At 64.0% G+C, this 18,749-nt stretch carries 19 protein-coding genes and 1 pseudogene; 12 read left to right on the top strand and 8 right to left on the bottom strand.

Translation table 11 applies throughout. The annotated features are described in order from the left end of the window. Positions 1-100, top strand: a pseudogene (locus tag CH305_RS29415) (acyl-ACP desaturase); the annotation flags it as partial. Between the two features lie 77 nt (positions 101-177). Next, on the top strand, positions 178-882 hold the full coding sequence (locus tag CH305_RS06685; protein WP_032405193.1) for a M50 family metallopeptidase: 705 nt from the start codon (positions 178-180) through the stop codon (positions 880-882). Between the two features lie 7 nt (positions 883-889). Here the strand turns inward: CH305_RS06685 and CH305_RS06680 are convergent, their stop codons facing one another. After that, entirely contained in the window at positions 890-1,372 is a 483-nt protein-coding gene (locus CH305_RS06680) for a YdeI/OmpD-associated family protein (protein ID WP_179278208.1), read from the bottom strand. Positions 1,373-1,502: 130 nt separating this feature from the next. Here CH305_RS06680 and CH305_RS06675 point away from each other — a divergent pair, with 130 nt between their 5' ends. Then, positions 1,503-2,465, top strand: coding sequence for an SMI1/KNR4 family protein (locus CH305_RS06675; RefSeq protein WP_094703178.1), 963 nt, complete (start codon positions 1,503-1,505; stop codon positions 2,463-2,465). Positions 2,466-2,473: 8 nt separating this feature from the next. Here the strand turns inward: CH305_RS06675 and CH305_RS06670 are convergent, their stop codons facing one another. Then, positions 2,474-3,877, bottom strand: coding sequence for a GntP family permease (locus CH305_RS06670; protein WP_094703177.1), 1,404 nt, complete (start codon positions 3,875-3,877; stop codon positions 2,474-2,476). Between the two features lie 137 nt (positions 3,878-4,014). Here CH305_RS06670 and CH305_RS06665 point away from each other — a divergent pair, with 137 nt between their 5' ends. The 6 genes from CH305_RS06665 to CH305_RS06640 all read left to right on the top strand — a co-directional run bounded on the left by CH305_RS06665 (position 4,015) and on the right by CH305_RS06640 (position 9,022). Continuing rightward, positions 4,015-4,971 (top strand): lysophospholipid acyltransferase family protein, encoded by a 957-nt coding sequence (locus CH305_RS06665; RefSeq protein ID WP_094703221.1) that lies wholly within the window; start codon positions 4,015-4,017, stop codon positions 4,969-4,971. 96 nt (positions 4,972-5,067) lie between these two features. Continuing rightward, positions 5,068-6,063 carry an ABC transporter ATP-binding protein gene (locus CH305_RS06660; RefSeq protein ID WP_094703176.1) on the top strand — a complete coding sequence of 332 codons (996 nt, stop codon included), beginning with the start codon at positions 5,068-5,070 and terminating at the stop codon, positions 6,061-6,063. Then, entirely contained in the window at positions 6,060-6,815 is a 756-nt protein-coding gene (locus CH305_RS06655; RefSeq protein ID WP_094703175.1) for an ABC transporter permease, read from the top strand. The genes CH305_RS06660 and CH305_RS06655 overlap by 4 nt, the downstream gene beginning before the upstream one ends. A 102-nt stretch (positions 6,816-6,917) precedes the next feature. After that, on the top strand, positions 6,918-7,403 hold the full coding sequence (locus CH305_RS06650) for a hypothetical protein (protein ID WP_094703174.1): 486 nt from the start codon (positions 6,918-6,920) through the stop codon (positions 7,401-7,403). A gap of 57 nt (positions 7,404-7,460) precedes the next feature. Then, positions 7,461-8,195 carry a 1-acyl-sn-glycerol-3-phosphate acyltransferase gene (locus CH305_RS06645; protein WP_032405199.1) on the top strand — a complete coding sequence of 245 codons (735 nt, stop codon included), beginning with the start codon at positions 7,461-7,463 and terminating at the stop codon, positions 8,193-8,195. A 68-nt stretch (positions 8,196-8,263) separates the two neighbouring features. Beyond that, positions 8,264-9,022 carry an SDR family oxidoreductase gene (locus tag CH305_RS06640; protein WP_032396725.1) on the top strand — a complete coding sequence of 253 codons (759 nt, stop codon included), beginning with the start codon at positions 8,264-8,266 and terminating at the stop codon, positions 9,020-9,022. Positions 9,023-9,099: 77 nt separating this feature from the next. On the opposite strand, the gene CH305_RS06635 is transcribed toward CH305_RS06640, so the two are convergent. The 5 genes from CH305_RS06635 to CH305_RS06615 all read right to left on the bottom strand — a co-directional run bounded on the left by CH305_RS06635 (position 9,100) and on the right by CH305_RS06615 (position 13,864). Continuing rightward, positions 9,100-10,062, bottom strand: coding sequence for an SDR family oxidoreductase (locus CH305_RS06635; RefSeq protein ID WP_256983576.1), 963 nt, complete (start codon positions 10,060-10,062; stop codon positions 9,100-9,102). A gap of 84 nt (positions 10,063-10,146) precedes the next feature. Then, a complete protein-coding gene (locus CH305_RS06630) occupies positions 10,147-10,941 on the bottom strand; it encodes an SDR family NAD(P)-dependent oxidoreductase (protein WP_094703219.1) in 795 nt (264 codons plus the stop codon). A 115-nt stretch (positions 10,942-11,056) separates the two neighbouring features. Next, positions 11,057-11,905 carry a 3-hydroxybutyryl-CoA dehydrogenase gene (locus tag CH305_RS06625; protein WP_278190041.1) on the bottom strand — a complete coding sequence of 283 codons (849 nt, stop codon included), beginning with the start codon at positions 11,903-11,905 and terminating at the stop codon, positions 11,057-11,059. 5 nt (positions 11,906-11,910) lie between these two features. Continuing rightward, complete coding sequence (locus tag CH305_RS06620) at positions 11,911-13,068, bottom strand: acyl-CoA dehydrogenase (RefSeq protein WP_032378347.1); 1,158 nt, start codon at positions 13,066-13,068, stop codon at positions 11,911-11,913. A gap of 148 nt (positions 13,069-13,216) precedes the next feature. Continuing rightward, positions 13,217-13,864, bottom strand: a complete 648-nt coding sequence (locus CH305_RS06615; RefSeq protein ID WP_032377491.1) for a TetR family transcriptional regulator — start codon at positions 13,862-13,864, stop codon at positions 13,217-13,219. Positions 13,865-13,979: 115 nt separating this feature from the next. Here CH305_RS06615 and CH305_RS06610 point away from each other — a divergent pair, with 115 nt between their 5' ends. The 3 genes from CH305_RS06610 to CH305_RS06600 all read left to right on the top strand — a co-directional run bounded on the left by CH305_RS06610 (position 13,980) and on the right by CH305_RS06600 (position 17,589). Continuing rightward, positions 13,980-14,324: a helix-turn-helix transcriptional regulator gene (locus CH305_RS06610; protein ID WP_032405201.1), complete on the top strand. Its 345-nt coding sequence runs from the start codon at positions 13,980-13,982 to the stop codon at positions 14,322-14,324. 108 nt (positions 14,325-14,432) lie between these two features. After that, positions 14,433-16,130 (top strand): SulP family inorganic anion transporter, encoded by a 1,698-nt coding sequence (locus CH305_RS06605; RefSeq protein ID WP_094703173.1) that lies wholly within the window; start codon positions 14,433-14,435, stop codon positions 16,128-16,130. Between the two features lie 40 nt (positions 16,131-16,170). Then, positions 16,171-17,589, top strand: a complete 1,419-nt coding sequence (locus tag CH305_RS06600) for a xylulokinase (protein ID WP_094703172.1) — start codon at positions 16,171-16,173, stop codon at positions 17,587-17,589. 52 nt (positions 17,590-17,641) lie between these two features. Here CH305_RS06600 and CH305_RS06595 read toward each other — a convergent pair whose 3' ends face one another. Then, a complete protein-coding gene (locus tag CH305_RS06595) occupies positions 17,642-18,715 on the bottom strand; it encodes an SDR family oxidoreductase (RefSeq protein WP_094703171.1) in 1,074 nt (357 codons plus the stop codon). Positions 18,716-18,749: the final 34 nt, after the last annotated feature.

The following is an 18,749-nucleotide window of genomic DNA, read 5'->3' as shown; positions in this document are numbered from 1 at the left end:
GTTCCTCGAAGACCTCGAACGCCAAGCCACCAAGTTCGAGGAAATGCGAGACCGCTCCCTCGCCCGCGAACGCGCCAAAGCCGAAGCACGCGCGTCGTAGTGCCTGCGGCAGTGGTGCGGTTGAGCGCCACCGGCGGCACTTAGCCGCACCACTGCGGCGAAGCCGCATACTTGGGTGTGAACGAATTCTGGGACCGCATCTCCGCGGTGAGTCCTGATCCACCGGTGTGGATCGTCCAAGTTGCTGCTCTTGTTGCACTCGTCATCGTCGTACTGCCGCAGACGTGGCGGATCGCGCGCAACGTGGTCACCATTGCGCACGAGGGTGCGCACTTGTTCGTCGCGCTGATTACCGGCCGACAGCTGATGGGGCTGCGACTGCACTCCGATACCTCCGGCGTCGCGATCTCGAAGGGCAAGCCCACCGGCCTCGGCGTCATCGCGATGACCTTCGCAGGTTATGTGGGGCCGTCGCTGCTCGGACTCGGTGCTGCGTTCGTGCTAGGCACTCAGCATGCGGTTGCTGTGCTGTGGATCGGTGTTATCTCGATTGCATTGATGCTGTTGATGATTCGCAACATATACGGCTTGCTGTCACTCGTCGTCGTCGGTGCTGCACTGTTCGTGGTGTCCTGGTGGGGTACCGGCGAACAGCAGGTCGCGGCGGCGTATTTCATCACGTTCTTCCTGTTGATCGCCGGGCCGCGGCCCGTTCTCGAATTGCAGAAGTCCCGCAGTGCCGGACGGGCACGGGATTCCGACGCCGATCAACTCGCCCGACTGACCTTCCTGCCCGGCATCGTCTGGGTCGGGCTGTTCCTGCTCGTCACCGTCGGCTCATTGGCCCTGGGCGCGTGGCGAATTCTTGTTCCGGTGCAGTGACGGTAGGTCAGCTGTCGGTCTGCTGATTCGCCGTCAACGACCCCACCAGTCGCGCTATGCGCTTTGCGCGGGTCCGAGGTCTCGCAGCGTTGTCGATCGGCATCAACAACTGACGCCGTTCGCTCGCCCGCCTTCGTTCCCATGCGGCCGTGCAGTGTGCGTCTTCCATTGCTCGAGCCAGGTCCTCGGGGACCGGCACCAGATCGGGGTCGGCCGGCTCGAATTCGCACGACACCAGATCGCCGGCAGCGACGCCCAGTCGGCGTTGTAGCCCCGCCCCGACGTAGACGAAGGATCCGGGCATCACATCCGGATCCGCCTTGTTGATACCGAGATTGAGGCTGAGTCCGTCGATCGAACCGTCGATCCGGCGCGTCGGCCAACGCATCGCTGCCTCGACCAATCGAGTCGGAATACGGATGATCGTGTACGTGCTCTTCCCCCACGTCAACGGCTCGAGCACTCCGTCGAATCGAATGCGGTCACTCACGATTGCCTCACATCGTCGACACGCTATCGATGGGAATTCCGCCCACAATCGCAGCATAAACGAATGCTCTCGGCGGAATGGAGACTCGCATCGAACCCCCTCGCCGATCGAGACCCATTAGGTTCGAGTCGTGAACCTCACCGAGGTATGGACGGCATACATGGCGATTCTTCGTGAACGCGCTCCCGTCACTGCTGCGTCGATTCGACCGCCGCGAACCGCGGGCGAGCGAGAGTCCGCGGAAAGTGCGACAACGCCGTGGACGGAGGAATTGCGCGAGTTCTACGTGCTGCACGACGGTCAGCACGAAACCTACAGCGATGAGAATGGGCCGGTCGGATCCGTGCTGCCGGACTACACACTTTCCTCGCTCGACCAAGTTGTCGGTCGGCACAGGTTCAGCCTCGAAAACCTTCACCCGATCGATGATCTGGGTGCCGATTGGCCGGCTGTCGTCCGCGCCCAGGAGGCGGGCGAGACAGCGGAGATGTTTCTGCCCGCCTATGTCCCGTTTGCCGAGGATGGTGCCGGTGGAACAACCTACGTGGACACACGTGCAGGGACGCGCAGTGGCTGTGTCCGCAACTTCTCCTACGATTCCGCTGACCAGGGCGCACCGTGGTTCGACTCGTTGACCGACTACATCGCAGTGTTGCTCCGCAGCGTCGAGACCGGATCGGCCGTCTACGACAACGTTGCACCCTCGTTCGTCGACGGAGTGCTCGAATGGGGTGACCCCGCGTTCTCGGAGGGGTCGATGGCATATGCGGCGACCCTACCGATTGTCCGAATACCGTTCGCACTCATCGATTTTCGACCATCGCAGCTGTCGGACGACGACGACCTACTCGATCTCGACCACGTGCGCCGCACCGTTGTCGATACCGCTCGGAGGCTGCACCCCGGTGCTTTCGTCGGAGACGCCCGAGCGGTATATCGGCAGGTGCCGCGTGTTCGTGGAGCGAACATGAACTGGTGGGTGTCCGTGGATGGAGCGGAAACCGTCTTCACTGCAATCGTCACCGGCGAGGAACATGACGTCATCGTCCTTGAGCTTCCGTCAGGGGGATGCGTGCTCGAAGTCGACGACTGAGGTCCGTGCTAGAACACCACCCACAGCAGTGACGCGACGGCGAAGATCGCCAGTCCCAGTGTCGTTTCCATGACGGTCCAGGTCTTGAGGGTCGTTTTCTCGTCCATGCCGAAGAAGCGGCTGACGAGCCAGAAGCCGGAATCGTTGACGTGGGAGAGCACGGTGGCTCCGGCGGCCAGTGCGAACACCAGCAGCGCGATCTTGAAGTTGCTCAGATCCAGCTCGGCGACCTGCACCGAGATCAACCCAGCCGTGGTGGTGAGAGCGACTGTGGCCGAACCCTGCGCGACGCGTAGCGCGGTGGCGATCAGGAAGGCCTGCAGCAGAATCGGCAGCCCGATGTCGGACAACGAGGCCGTCAGGGATTGCCCGATGCCGCTGGCTCGCAGCACTCCACCGAACATTCCGCCTGCACCGGTGATCAGGATGATCGAACAGATCGGCCCGAGAGCCTGGTCCATGTACTTGGCACCCTCGGCCACCGGGAAGCGTCCGGGCGCGAGGATGAACAGCGCCAGCAGCAGGGTGATCAGCAGCGCGATGGGCGTCTGGCCGATGAGAGTCAGGGCAGCAGCCCAGGTTTCGTCTCCGGTCAGCACACCGGAGGTGGTCAGAGTGTTGGCGACGGTGTTGAGCGATATCAGCACCAGTGGTGTCAGCAGGATGAGAAGCACCGCACCGAACTTCGGGGCCGGGTCGCGGAGCGCGGCCATCTCTTTGTCGTGTTCCTCGGTGTTCTGCGATCCGTCCGCGAAGAGGTCTGCGGGCATGGTGACGAATCGTTTGCCGAGCTGGGTACCGACGAGGTACGAGCCGACGAACCAGGAGACGACGGCGACGGGAACGCCGATGAGCAGTACCGAACCGATGTCTCCGCCGAGCAGTTCGGTGGCAGCGACCGGGCCGGGGTGCGGCGGGACGATGGCGTGCATCGCCGCAAAGGCCCCCGCGGTGGGGAGGGCGTACAGCAGAACGGATCCGCCGAATCGTTTGGCGACGGTGAAGATGATCGGCAGGAAGACGACGAGACCGGCGTCGAAGAAGATGGGGAAGCCGAAGATGAGCGCGGCGACACCGAGTGCGAGTGGTGCCCGTTTGGCGCCGAACCGGTTGATCAGCGTGTCGGCCAATACTTGTGCGCCACCGGTGATTTCGAGCAGACGCCCGACCATCACACCCAGTGCCACCAGTAGCGCAACCGAACCGAGGGTGGAACTGAAACCGGAAAGCAACGCATCGGGGACGTCGGCAAGTGGGATTCCCGCGGCGACGGCGGTGACCGCGCTGACCAGGACCAGGGAGACGAAGGCGTGCAGTTTCACCTTCATGATGAGGAAGAGCAGGATTGCCACGGCTGCGGCGGCGATCAGCAGCAGCGCCGTCGTGCCGTAGGCCGGTTCGATCGGATCCATCGGTGTACCTCGTTCGTTCGGCTCGAATTTCGACCATAACGGACAGGTGGGACGTCGCGTGGGGTAACGAGCGCTGGTTGTCGGTCGGCGGTGGGCGGGTGGAGTACCGTGCGGGTATGAGTGATGGGGATCACGTAATGGGTGGGGACGGCACCGGAGCGTCGACGGAGGAGTCGACGAAGGAGCAGTTGCGCGAGCAGGCACAGCGTTACGCGGCGGCGGCCCGGCTGAAGATGAAGGAACGCCGCGAGAAGGCCTCCGGTGGTCTCGGAGGGGTGGTTGCCGAGCGCGCGGGCGGCTGGGACCTCGACGATCAGAACACCGTGGCGATGGACCGTCAGCAAAAGCTCTGGAACGGAGTGATGGACCGTTATTTCCGGATGGAGATCGACGGGTGGGAGACCATTCCCGAGTCGCCGGTTCTCGTCGTCGGGGTGCATTCGGGTGCGCCGTTCGTGTGGGATGCATGGACCGTCGGTGCCCAGTGGTGGCGACACTTCGGCGAGAAGCGAATTCTGCACGGCACCGCGCACGATGCTCTGATGGCGTTTCCGTTGATCGGCAAAGTCTTTCGATCCATGGGTGTGCTTCCTGCTGCGCCGGACTCGATGTCGACGGCATTGGCCGAGGGCCGGGACGTCATCGTGTGGCCGGGCGGTGAGGTCGATTCGCTGCGGCCCTGGAGCAAGCGAGACGAGGCGACGCTCGGTGGCCGAACCGGCTTCATCAAGCTCGCCATTCGGATGGGCGTACCCATCGTTCCTGTGGCAACAGTGGGCGGCGCCGACGCCATGCCGGTACTCATTCGCGGCGACAAGCTGTCGAAAGCGTTGAAGCTGGACAAGATTGCGCGGTTGAAAGTCTTTCCGATCGCGATCTCGCTTCCCTGGATCATTGCGCCCGCGGCGCTCCCGCAGATTCCGTTGCCCGCGAAGATCCGTACCCGTTTCATGCCGCCGATCGAACTCGACCACGATCCGGCACGGTGCGACGACGAGGCCTACGTCGACGCGAAGTACGAGGAGGTGCGCTCGAGCATCCAATCCGGGATGGATGCCCTGGCCCGCAAGCGAAAGTTCCCCGTCTTCGGTTGATGTCGGCTGTCCTGGCAACGCGGACCGAAGCTGACCGCGATCGTTCCTAACGTCTTTCTCGTACGGATTCACTCAGTGCGACGAGGGGCGTCACAGATGATCGAAACATCGGGACTGACCAAGACTTTTCGGCAGGGCAAGAAGACCGTGGAGGCGGTGCGTGGCATCGATCTGACGATCGGTGAGGAAGAGCTGGTGGCTCTTCTCGGCCCGAACGGGGCCGGCAAGTCGACCACTCTGCGCATGTTGACGACGTTGCTCGAACCGACGTCGGGCTCGGCGCGGATCGCCGGATTCGATGTGGCGAAGGATCGGGACCGTGTGCGACGCAGTCTCGGCTACGTCGGCCAGGGCAACGGTGCGGGGCACAATCAGCGCGTCCGAGACGAACTGGTGGTGCAGGGGTTGTGCTACGGCATGACGCGTCGACGATCAGGTAGTCGCGCAGACGAATTGATCGAGGCACTCGAACTCGGCGAGCTCGCGGGTCGCACTGTGTCCACGCTGTCCGGCGGGCAGCGGCGTCGACTCGACATCGCGTTGGGGTTGGTGCACCGGCCACCGTTGCTGTTTCTCGACGAACCGACCACCGGTATGGACCCGCAGAGCCGAGCGAATCTCTGGGATCACATTCTGCGGCTCAGGCGGGAGATGGGCACCACCATCGTGCTCACCACGCACTACCTCGACGAGGCCGATTCGATGGCCGAGCGGGTGATCGTCGTCGATCGCGGCACCGTCATCGCCGACGACACCGCCACGGCCCTCAAATCGGAACTGGCCGGGGATCTGATCGTCCTCACCGCGTCCGACGCGTCGGCGCTGGGTACGCTCCTGGGCGGTGTCGCCGGAGTCAGAGACGTGACGGTTGCGGGTTCGCGGTTGAACATTCGGGTCGAGCGAGCCGAGGTGGTTCTTCCGGATCTGCTGCGGCTCAGTGAGTCTCACGGGATCACGGTGCACACGGCGGACATGACGCGACCTACTCTCGACGATGTGTTCCTCGGCCTCACCGGGCGCAGCCTCCGGGAGAGCGCCGCAGCGGGCAGCTCTTCCCTCGAAACTGCAAGCGCGGCAGGAGAACTCCGATGAACGTACTCTCGGGAAGCGCCTTGGTGATGGGCCGCGAACTGCGGCCGATGGTCCGCGATCCGTTCACCGTCATCTTCAGTCTGGTGCAGCCACTGATTCTGCTGGCGCTGTTCGGCCCGCTTCTCACCGAGGTCCCAGGTCTCGGCAGCGGCAGTGTGTGGGACTGGTTCGTTCCAGGGGTGCTCGCAATGATCACCATCTTCGGGACGTCGATGACGGGCTCGAACCTGCTGGCCGAATTGCAGCAGGGTTCACACGAACGGATGTTGGTGACGCCGCTGCCGAGGTCGTCTCTGCTCGTCGGCCGCGCGTTCAAGGAAATGGTGCCGTTGGCCGCTCAGGCCTTGCTGATCGTTCTGGTGGCACTGCCGCTCGGGTTGTCGGTGAATCCCGTCGGCGCGGTCGTGGGAATCGTGCTGCTCGGTGTGTTCGGTGTCGGGCTCGGCGCGTTGTCCTACACGCTGGCTTTGGCTGTGCGCGGACAGGATTGGGTGTTCTGGTCCATCCAGCAGACATTGATGTTCCCCCTGCTCATCCTCTCGGGCACCATGCTTCCGCTGACCGCGGCCCCGGGATGGATGCAGTTCTTGGTGAACATCAACCCCCTCGGGTATCTGGTCGATGCCGAGCGTGCACTGTTCGCGGGCGAGTTCACCAATTCGACGGTGACGGCAGGTGTCGTTGCTGCCGCGGCCACTGCGGCGGTCGGACTTGCCGTCGGAATCCGGGCTATGGGTTCCTCGCGGGTGTGAAGCCGGCTCGAACCGTTCGCGCTGCTCACAGCGCTGCACAACTGCGCACTCGAGCGCAGACTGGCAGTCGTCCAGGCAGGGTTCACGAGGAGTGCAACGCCGATGAACAGTCGATCGACCATAGGATGCGCGGTAGTTGTCCTCGCTCTCGCGGGGTGTTCGTCCACAGAAGAGAACCCGTCCACCACGGCTGAGCAGCCGGCCGCAACATCGGTGGAATCCGTGCAGTCGGTGGAAGCGGATTCGGGTGAGTCGGACTTCTGCACGCTGTACGCCACCCAGGTGGCACAGGGTCTGGCCAACCTGCGGGAAGCAGAGGCGGGTGGTGTCGAGGTGGCCGAATCCATTGCCGCAGAACTCGCGACGAAGGCCCCGGTGACACAGTCGGAGCTGCAGGCCGTCGCTCCGCCGGAGCCGTTGGCGTGGCTACAGGCCATGGAGGAGGCCGACGCCAAGGGTGCGGCCGGCGACTTCAGCGCGATGGATGGTGTGTTCGAGAACCTCACCCTCCTCACCGATTGGTCGATCGCGAACTGCGGTCCCGAGTACGCGCCGATCTTCACCGAATACAAGGCGATCATCGGGTAGGCGATACGAAGGAGGCTTCGGCCCCGGCGGCACAGTTCGAACCACTAAGCTCGGTTCATGGATCGGCCAGCGGTAATTCTCGAGAACGATGTGACGGTGTACGACTTCTACCTGCGTCACCAGCAGAATCGTCAGGTCGCGAGGCTGGCGTACGCCACCTTGGCCAGGCGCTTCCGCCCGCGGGTGTCGTATCCCGACGGTGCCCGTGAGGAACTGCGTCGTCTGGTGTACGACAACACCCGTTTGCTCATCGCGGTCAATCATCTGACCGAGAACGATCCCTACACCCTCGCAGCGGCGGCCTGGGCGTCGCCGCTGCGTCCGGTGATCGGGCGCACGAGGGTATTGGCCAAGGACGAATTGTTCCAGGAACCCAAGCAGCGCAGGCGAATCGACATGATGGGCGGCATCCCCGTCTTCCGTGGCAAGAACCATGGAATGCGCGCCGTCAGCGCAGCAGGCAATCGCATGATGGATGTCAGTGCCGAGCGTATGAAGCGGGGCGACGACCTTGCAGTGTTCCCAGAGGGCACCTGCAACCTGGAGGATCCGACGACGGTGCAGCACGTCGGCAGCGGCATCGGCCACATCGCGCTGCGCGCACGCAAGCTCGGTGTCGAGCCGGTGCTGATCTGTATCGGGTTGAGCTACGGCCCTACGACGAAGGTCAAGCAGGCCAGCGTGTACATCGATACCCCCATCACCGAACTGCCCGAGAAGCCGATCGACATCACACGCGTGGTGGCTGAGGGAATGCAGAAGGCGCTCGACGGAGCGGTGGCTGCGTACTGACTGCGCCGCCGGGGTTGGTAGAAACAGATGACAGGTAATTCGATTCGGCGTGTTCCTAGGAGATATTCGTGAGCGATCAGATCAAGACGGCCATCGTCACCGGTAGTGCGCGTGGCATCGGCGCTGCGGTGGCGAAGCGGCTGGCCAAGGACGGTTTCGGAGTTGCCGTAGTGGACCTCGACGAGGCCGCGTGCAGCGACACCGTCGGCGCAATCCAAGCTGCTGGTGGGCAGGCAGTGGCCATCGGTGCCAACGTCGCCGACGAGGAATCGGTCCAGACTGCGGTCGATCGCATCGCGAGCGAGTTCGGTGCGCCGACCGTACTGATCAACAACGCCGGAATCACGCGCGACAACCTGCTGTTCAAGATGACGGTGCAGGACTGGGATTCCGTGCTCGGCGTACACCTGCGTGGATCGTTCCTGATGACCCGCGCGGTCCAGAAGCACATGATCGACGCCAAGTGGGGCCGCATCGTCAACCTGTCGAGCACGTCTGCCCTCGGCAACCGCGGCCAGGCCAACTACTCCGCTGCCAAGGCCGGCATGCAGGGATTCACCAAGACCCTGGCCATCGAACTCGGCAAGTTCGGCGTCACAGCCAACGCCATCGCCCCGGGATTCATCGAGACGGAGATGACGGCGGCGACTGCAGAGCGCGTCGGAATGCCGTTCGAGGACTTCAAAGCTGCTGCGGCGTCGCAGATTCCGGTCAATCGCGTCGGACACCCCGACGACATCGCGCACCTGGCCTCGTTCTTCGTCAGCGAGGGAGCGGGCTTCATCTCCGGCCAGGTCGTCTACGCAGCGGGTGGGCCGAAGGACTGACGTCTCCAGATGCGTGAATGGACCATTCACAAGCCCAGACGGGTGTGAATGGTCCATTCACGTAGAACGGATGTCGACTACGGCGTCGGCATGCCGCCATTGACGTTCAATGTCTCGCCGGAGACGTAACCCGATTCGGCCGACGACAGGTAGACGTAGGCACCGGCGATCTCGGCGGGTTGCCCCGCACGTCCGAGCGGTGTCTCTTTGCCGAACTCCGGCAGCGCCGAGGTCGGTTGCCCGCCGGCTGCCTGCAGCGGTGTCCAGAACGGTCCCGGCGCAACAACATTGACGCGAATTCCCTTGGGTGCCAACTGCTGCGCAAGCGCCTTGCTGATGGTGTTGATGGCCATCTTCGTGGTCGCGTAATCCACCAAACCGGGTGAGGGTGTGTACGCCTGGATCGAACTGGTGTTGACGATGGTGGAACCAGCAGCCATGTGCGGCACCGCTTCCTGGATGATCCAGAACAATGCGTAGACGTTGGTCTTGAACGTCTGATCGAACTGCTCGGACGACAGGTCGGCCAGATCTTCGACGAACTGCTGCTTACCGGCAACGTTGATCAGCAGGTCGAGGCCACCGAGTTCGTCGACGGCGGTACGCACGATCCCACGCGCGGCCTGCTCGTCGGTGATATCTGCCGGAGCCAAGACTGCGGTGCGTCCGGCGTCGCGTACCAGCCGAGCAACTTCCTGAGCGTCTTTTTCCTCTGACGGCAGGTAGTTGAGAACCACGTCGGCACCCTCGCGGGCGACGGCAATCGCTGCTGCACGGCCTATTCCGGAATCGGCACCGGTGACCAAGGCCTTACGGCCGGTCAGGCGGCCGGAACCGCGATAGCTGTCCTCACCGTGGTCGGCGAGGGGCTGAAGGTCTGCGGCCAGACCGGGCGGATCCTGATGCTGCTCAGGGAAGCCGTCCTGACGGTACTGCGTGACGGGGTTGGTGAAGGTGTACTGATCGCTCACTGTCGAATCGTCTCCGAATACGGTGAAATGCGTGAAGAACCTCTGCTCGATTCCGTGTACTTCACGCATGCCCCGAACCGGTCGGCCACAAACTGTGACCGACCGGACAAGCTGTGTGGTGCCGCAGGCAATGGCACGCGACGGGGCCGGAAGTCAGGGCAGAATCGAGTCGACGTAGCCGCCGTCGACTCGTAGTGCGCCCCCGGTGGTCGCGGACGCTTGCTCCGAACTCAGGTACACGATCATGTTGCCGATTTCTTTCGGCTCGATCAACCGTCCGATGAGCGATTGCGGACGATGTTCCTTCATGAATGTCGCCTGAGCCTCGTCCCACGGCAGATCGTCGCCGACGAGTTCTGCGACGAACTTCTCGACGCCCTCGGTGTGAGTGGGCCCGACGATCACGGAGTTGACCGTAACGCCAGTTCCTGCAGCAGCTTTCGCGAATCCGCGGGTCACCGCCAGCAGTGCGGTTTTCGTCATTCCGTAGTGGATCATTTCCTCGGGAATGACGACTGCAGAATCGCTGCAGATGTTCTGGATTCTGCCCCAGCCGGCTTCGGTCATCGCCGGCAAGTACGTTCTGATGAGTCTGATGGCCGAGAGCACGTTCACCTCGAAGTAGCGACGCCACTCGTCGTCGTCGATATCGAGGGCCGGCTTGGCTCCGAAGATTCCGAGGTTGTTCACCAGAATGTCGACCACAGGGACCGTGGCGAGCAGGGTCTCGACCCCTTCGGCCGTCGCGAGATCAGCTGCCACGACGATCACTCGTGCGCCGGGTACCTCGGTGAGCAGTTGTTCCTCGGCCGAATCGAGCGCGGATGCGCTGCGGCCGTTGAGCACGACGCGCGCACCGGCACGGGCCAATTCGTTGGCAATCGCCAGTCCGATTCCTTGACTGGAGCCGGAGATCAATGCGGTTCGGCCGTCGAGATCGATGTTCATGAAGCCTCCCAATGTTGTGGAACGGCTCCAGTGTGCGCCTTTCGAAGGCGTGAATGGTCCATTCACCGGCCCTGACGGGGGTGAATGGACCATTCACGCAGACTCCGGGGGACTGCTACGAGTACGTGTAGAAGCCCTTGCCGGTTTTGCGTCCCAGCATTCCCGCGTCCACCATGCGCTGCAGCAGCGGCGGCGGAGCGTAGTGCGGCTCACGGAACTCCGCGTAGAGCGACTCGGCCACCGCGAGGGTGACGTCGAGGCCGACGGTGTCGGTCAGACGCAGCGGACCCATGGGGTGAGCGCAGCCGTTCACCATGCCCTCGTCGATGTCCTCGGCACTGGCGAAGCCGGACTCGAGCATGCGGATGGCCGAGACCATGTACGGGATGAGCAACGCGTTGACGATGAATCCGGCGCGATCTCCGGCGCGAATCGTCTTCTTGCCCAACGTGTTGCCCGCGTAATCCGTCACCGCGGATACAGTCTCTTCGCTGGTGAGCAGGCTGACGACGATCTCGACCAACGGAAGCACCGGCACCGGGTTGAAGAAGTGCACCCCGACCACCTTGTCGGGACGCTTCGTCGCGTTGGCCATCTTGATGACCGGGATCGACGAGGTGTTCGTGGCCAGGATTCCCTCGGGTTTGACGATGGAATCGAGCTTGCCGAACAGATCGAGCTTGAGCGATTCGATCTCCGGTGCTGCCTCGACCACGAGGTCGCGGTCTGCGAAATCGTTGATGTCGAGCGTCAACGTGATTGCAGCACGGGCTTTCTCGGCCGCGTCGGCTTCGATGCGGCCGGACTTGACGGCGCGAGCGAAGGACTTGTCCAGGCGAGCTTCTGCGGCGTCGGCCGTCGCCTGGCTCGTCTCGAGGATCAGTACGGAACTGCCGGAGCGAGCACACATCTCGGCGATGCCTGCTCCCATGGTGCCGCCGCCGATGACGCCAACGAGGTTGATGTCGCTCATTTGAGCAGCGCCCGCGACATGACGACACGCTGAATCTGATTGGTGCCTTCGTAGATCTGGGTGATCTTGGCGTCGCGCATCATGCGCTCGACCGGGAAGTCGGTGGTGTACCCGGCGCCGCCGAAGAGCTGCACGGCGTCGGTGGTGACCTCCATGGCGACGTCCGAGGCGAAGCACTTCGCTGCTGCAGAGATGAAACCGAGGTTCTTCTCGCCGCGCTCGGCGCGGGCTGCGGAGCTGTAGACCATCAGGCGTGCGGCTTCGACCTTCATGGCCATGTCGGCGAGCATGAACTGCACGGCCTGGAAGCTAGAGATCGCGGTGCCGAACTGCTTGCGGTCCTTGGTGTACGCGATGGCAGCGTCGAGGGCGCCCTGTGCCAGGCCGACAGCCTGAGCGCCGATGGTGGGGCGGGTGTGATCGAGCGTTTCCAGGGCGGTCTTGAAGCCGGTGCCCGGTTCGCCGATGATGCGATCGCCGGGGACCTTGCAGTTCTCGAAGTACAGCTCGGCCGTCGGGGAGCCCTTGATGCCGAGCTTCTTCTCCTTGGGGCCGACGACGAATCCCTCGTCGTCCTTGTGCACGATGAACGCGGAGATGCCGTTGGCACCCTTGTCGGGGTCGGTCACGGCCATGACGGTGTACCAATCGGACTTGCCGCCGTTGGTGATCCAACACTTGGAGCCGTTGAGGATCCAGTCGTCACCGTCGGCCTTGGCGCGAGTACGCATTCCCGCTGCGTCGGAGCCCGCTTCCCGCTCGGACAGGGCGTACGACGCCATCGCGCCGCCTGCGAGTGACGGCAGGACCTGCTTCTTGAGTTCCTCGGAGCCCTTGAGGATCAGGCCCATCGTGCCGAGTTTGTTGACGGCGGGGATCAGCGAGGACGAGCCGCAGACGCGAGCGACCTCTTCGATGACGATGCAGGCTGCGACCGAGTCGGCACCCTGACCGTCGTATTCCTCGGGAACGTGGATGGCGTTGAAGCCGGAGGCGTTGAGGGCCTTCAATGCCTCTTCCGGGAAGCGTGAGTCCTCGTCCACCTCTTTGGCGTACGGAGCGATCTCCTTCTCCGACAGTGCCCGAATGGCCGCACGCAGTTCGTCGTGCTCCTCGGGCGATTGATACAGATCGAAGTCGGGATTTCCGGCCATATCGGCCACGCTCCTTGAATGTAGGGGGATCAGCACTGACCGATCAGGGCACTCAGTGCCAAGGATGCACCCATCGTACGTCTGCAGCTCGCTCGTTTCAAGGGTGGGTCCACGTTATGCGGCACTGAGTGCCACACCGTCGGGTGAGTCAGTCTGTTGTGTGATCGGCCAACGCGTCGACGACTTTCGCGACGGACATGCCCCGCGGGAACGACGCGACGACGATCTCGCCGAGGAATTGCGCGCGTACCTGCGCCAGCGCGGACCGCAGGTCGCTGACCGACGTGGGCAGGCCGTCGCGAATCATCCGTCGGAGGATGTAGTTGTGTGTTGCGGTCACCGAAGCCGAGAACTGCAGAATCTCCAGGTGCGAATGATCCGGCCGCACTCGCTGCAGATATTCGACGAACAGTCGGTCGTAGCGAAACACGGTGACGATCTCTCGATCGCGCAGCGCAGGGTTGCGGTGCACCACCTGATAGCGCAGGCGCGACATCTCCAGCCAGTCGGAGAATCGCTCGTACACCTGCTGCGCGGCGTCGCACACCGCCTGCCAGGGATCGCCTTCGTTCGAGTCGAGAAATGCGCCTGCCTGCTCGAGCAGTATTTCGTGATCGGCGAATACGACGTCTTCCTTGGCACGGAACTGACGAAAGAACGTCCGTCGCGAGATTCCGGCGGCTCCGGCTATGTCGTCCACCGTCGTCGACTCGTAGCCCTTGACCGAGAAGAGGTCGAGAGCCGCCGTGGCCACGGTCAGCCTGAAGTCGGTGGATTCGTCGGGTTCTCCGCGCATGTCAGTGAAGGTAGCGGAGTTTCGGTGAGGGCAGGGATAGCACTTGTCGCGTCGGCTGATTGCTAGTGTTCGCAAGTAGCCTGCCGCGCGGCGGTGGGTGGCACGGAGGGAAGTCATGGCCACGGATTCGAGTCGACCGCTGTACCGAATGAAGGCCGACTTCTTCAAGACGTTGGCGCATCCCGCACGCATTCGAGTGCTGGAGTTGTTGAGCGAACGCGAACACGCGGTGTCCGAGATGCTGCTCGAGGTGGGCATCGAACCGGCGAATCTGTCGCAGCAGTTGTCGATTCTGCGACGCGCGGGTCTCATCGAGGGAACTCGCGAGGGGCTGTCCGTGACGTACACGCTGACGTCGCCGAAAGTGGCAGACCTACTGGTGGTGGCTCGGGAGATCCTGTCCGGGGTGGTGGCCAACCAGGTCGAACAGCTGGACGGCGAGTCCGGATCGCGCACCTGACCCAGGGGTCCGAAACGGTGTCGAGCGTCTCCCTGTCGCGCTGATTCATTACTTGCTAAACTTAGCAATCAGCTAGATCAGGTTCGATGAGTTCTCAGAAAGCGTCGCATGTCCGAACCGACGAAACACACCCGCGCGAACGACGCCTTGACGGCCGTATCCGCGCTCCTGCCCCGGTGGAGCGAGTGGAAGCCCGCGTTCCGCGCACCCGGCGCGGATCTGTTGGCAGGCCTGATCGTGGCATTGGTCGCGTTGCCACTGGCCCTCGGATTCGGCGTCAGCACCGGGTTGGGTGCCGCAGCCGGCCTGACGACAGCGATCGTCGCCGGCGTCGTCGCCGCGGTATTCGGCGGCTCCCGCTTTCAGGTGTCGGGGCCTACCGGTGCCATGACGGTGGTACTCGTACCGATCGTCGCCGAGTACGGGCCAACCGGTGTGCTCGCCGTCGGGCTCATGGCCGGGGTCATTCTGCTGGCCCTCGCCGGTGCAGGCGTCGGCCGAGCCGTCCGATACATGCCCGCGCCCGTCATCGAAGGATTCACCGCAGGCATCGCCGTGGTCATTGCGCTGCAACAGGTTCCGGCTGCTCTGGGCATCACCGATGCCCACGGTGACAAGGTGTGGCAGTCGGCGTTCGACGCCGCCCGTCTGTTCGTCTCACACGCCAGTGTCCTGACCCCGGCCGTGGCGATCGCCGTGGCGATCGTCATGCTCGTCGGCGGCCGACTGGCACCGAAAATCCCGTTCTCCTTGGTCGCGGTCGCCGGAGCGACGGTGGCCACCCAGCTGTTCGACCTCGACATCGCCCGTATAGGCACCGTTCCGTCGTCGTTGTCCGCCCCGAGCCTGAGCTTCTTTGACCTCGGCGACGTCACGGCCTTGCTGGCTCCAGCGTGTGCCGTTGCCGCGCTGGCGGCCTTGGAATCGTTGCTCTCCGCCACCGCCGCGGACTCGATGGGCGTCGGCGCACGACACAACCCCGACCGGGAACTGTTCGGGCAGGGGCTCGCGAACATCGCCGCTCCTCTGTTCGGCGGGATTCCTGCCACGGGCGCCATCGCCCGGACTGCAGTCAACGTTCGATCCGGGGCCCGGACCAGGCTCGCCGCACTCACCCATGCGGTGATCCTTGCCGCGATCATGTACTCCGCCGCAGGGTTGGTGGCCGATATTCCACTCGCGGCCCTGGCGGGGGTGCTGCTGGCGACCACGGTGCGCATGGTCGAGACCGCATCCATCCGGGCGATCACCCGCGCAGGCCGCGGCGACACCGTGGTGATGTTGTCGACCTTCCTCGTCACGGTCGTCTTCGATCTGGTGACGGCAGTGGCTGTCGGGGTCGGGTTCGCTGCCGTCCTGGCCCTGCGTGCCGTCGCGCGATCCGCCACCGTGGAGCAGGTTCCCTTGGACGCACTCGACGCGGTCTCGGAGGAGGAAGGCGACCTGCTGCGCGAACACATCGTCGCGTATCGAATCGACGGCGCGTTGTTCTTCGGTGCCGCCCACAGCTTCCTGCTCGAACTTGCCGACGTCTCGGACGTGAAGGTGGTGATCCTGCGCATGTCGCGGGTGACCACAATCGATGCCACCGGGGCCATCGTCCTCAAGGACACCATCACCGAACTCGAACACCGCCACATCACAGTCCTGATCTCCGGAGCGAAGACCGAGCATCTGCGTCCTCTGACGGCGCTGGGCGTGTTCACCACCAAGGACGACGATGCTCGACGCGTCTTCGACACCACTCCGCAGGCCATCGCCTACGCGCGCACGCTGGTGACCGAGGCAACCACTCCTCGCGGGTAGGGTCGTAGATCACACTTGCGTAGGAAAGGACCAGCTCACCGTGGCTCTTGTTGCCGGAATCGACTCCTCCACCCAATCGTGCAAAGTTTTCGTTCGTGATGCCGAGTCGGGGGAGTTGGTCCGCCAGGGCCGAGCCGGTCATCCCGACGGCACCGAGATCGATCCGCAGCGGTGGAAAGATGCGCTGGACGAGGCGGTCGCCGATGCAGGCGGGCTCGACGACGTGGACGCGGTGTCGGTCGGTGCGCAGCAGCACGGCATGGTGTGCCTCGACGACGCGGGATCAGTGGTCCGTAAAGCGCTGTTGTGGAACGATACTCGGTCGGCGGAGGCCGCGACGGACTTGGTGTCGGAGTTGGGGAAAGAGACCGGCGTCGACGGCGGGCAGGCCTGGGCCGACGCCGTCGGAGTGGTTCCATTGGCCTCGATCACCGTCGCCAAGTTGCGATGGCTTGCCGACCACGAGCCGGAGAACGCCGATCGCACTGCGGCGGTGTGCCTTCCACACGATTGGCTGAGTTGGCAGCTCGGCGGGCCATCGGGGCTCGACGCCCTGGCCACCGACCGTGGCGACGCCAGCGGCACCGGCTACTTCTCGGCGGCGTCCGGCGAGTATCGAACAGATTTGCTGCAGTTGGGCTTTCGTGGTCGCAATCCATTGTTGCCCCGCGTGGCTGCGCCGAACGAGGCGATCGGCCGTACGTCGAGCGGTGCGCTGATCGGGCCGGGAACCGGAGACAATGCCGCGGCGGCGCTTGCCCTCGATGCGCAGCCCGGTGATGTGGTCGTATCGGTGGGCACCTCCGGCGTCGTATCGGCCGTGACCTCGGTTGCGGCAGCCGACGGTTCGGGTCTCGTCGCCGGATTCGCCGACGCCACCGGCCGCCAGCTGCCGTTGGTGTGCACCCTCAACGCTGCTCGCGTACTCGATGCGACGGCGCGTCTGCTGGGCGTCGATCACGACGAGTTGTCGCGGTTGGCGCTGTCGACGGAAAGTGAGGGCCTGGTGTTGGTGCCCTACCTCGAAGGTGAGCGCACCCCCAACCGTCCTGATGCGTCCGGTGCGATTCACGGACTGCGGCTTGGCAATTCGACGCCAGGCCATCTGGCGCGCGCGGCCGTCGAGGGGTTGCTGTGCGGTTTGGCCGACGGTATCGACCATCTGCGTGTCCAGGGAGTTGAGACGAAGCGGGTCCTACTGATCGGCGGCGGCGCGAAGTCTGCTGCGTTGCGCGAGCTTGCCCCGGCGATTCTCGGCGTTCCGGTGATCGTGCCCGAGCCGGGTGAATATGTCGCCGACGGAGCCGCGCGTCAGGCGGCGTGGACCCTGGCCGGGACCAGCGAGCCGCCGACCTGGGCGCAGGCAGCGTCGAAGACATACGAGGCAGACCCGACCCCGGCGGTGCGCGAACGCTACGCCGAGGTGCGGGATCTGACCGAGGGCACCACCGCCATGTGAGCGGAAACTCGTAGCCCACTACGAAGTTCCACTCACATGCGGCGCAGCCGCTCTAGGGAATCAGGCGCGCGTCTCGGTATCGCTGGATCACCGAGGCGATGGCATCGGGCGTGGATCGGAAGCCGAGGAAGCCGGCCTTCTTGGACTTGTTCATGTCCGTCAGGCACTCCATGTCGCGGCCGAGGTCGCCGTCGGTGTGCCACCACGACGCCAGACGGGAGACGTCGCTCTCCACCAGATCGTGCTTCTCCGCGATGCGCTTCCACGCAGCAGCCGCGTCGGACATGCGGGGTTCGAGGGGACGCGGTTCGGTGTCGAATCCCTCGGGCTCGACGCCGAAGTGCGCTGCGAACTGCGGCCACAGCCAGCGCCAGCGGAAGACGTCACCGTTGGCGATGTTGAACGCCTCGTTGTGCGCATTGTCATCGGTTGCGGCCCAGACCATCTGCTCGGCGAGCAGGTCGGCGTCGGTGAGGTCGGTGAGCCCGTTCCATTGGGTCTCGGAACCGGGGAAGACGAACTTCTCGTCGAGTTCCTTGCAGATCGATGCGTACACGGACAGCGTCAGCATCATGTTCATCGCGTTGCCGACCGCGAAGCCGGAGATGGTGTGGGCGCGGTGCACGCTCCAACCGAATCCGAACTTCTCGGCACCGGCGAACAGTTCGTCTTCCTGCGCGTAGTAGAAGTTCGGGGTGTCGAGGCGGTCCTCGGTCTCGTGGAACGGCGTCTCGGCCATCACTGCCTCACCGTAGGCATCGAACGGTCCGAGGTAGTGCTTGAGTCCGGTCATCAGCGCGACGTGCTTCACCGACTCGAGGGGCCCGAGAACATTCAGCACATTGCGTAGGGTCGCCGAGTTGACCTCGATGTTCTCCTGCTCGGAGTCCTTCTTCATCCATGCGGTGAAGAACACGACCTCGGGGCGAACGTCCTTCAGAGCCTTCTCGAGCGAGGCCGGATCGAGCAGGTCCGCGGCCACCGGCACGACGCCGTCGACGGGGGTACTTCCGCTGCGACTCAGTCCGTAGGTGGTCCAGCCTGCATCGAGTGCTGCGTGGCACAGGGCCTGCCCGGAAATACCGGTGGCACCGACGATCAGCGCGCGCGTGGTGTTCGTAGTCATCGTGAGCGGTTACCCATTGCGACCGATGCAACAC

Source organism: Rhodococcus sp. 15-649-2-2 (assembly GCF_002258645.1).
Taxonomy (GTDB): domain Bacteria; phylum Actinomycetota; class Actinomycetes; order Mycobacteriales; family Mycobacteriaceae; genus Rhodococcoides.
The sequence above is the reverse complement of the archived record's forward strand: the minus strand, read 5'-3'. Positions and strand labels throughout refer to the sequence as shown.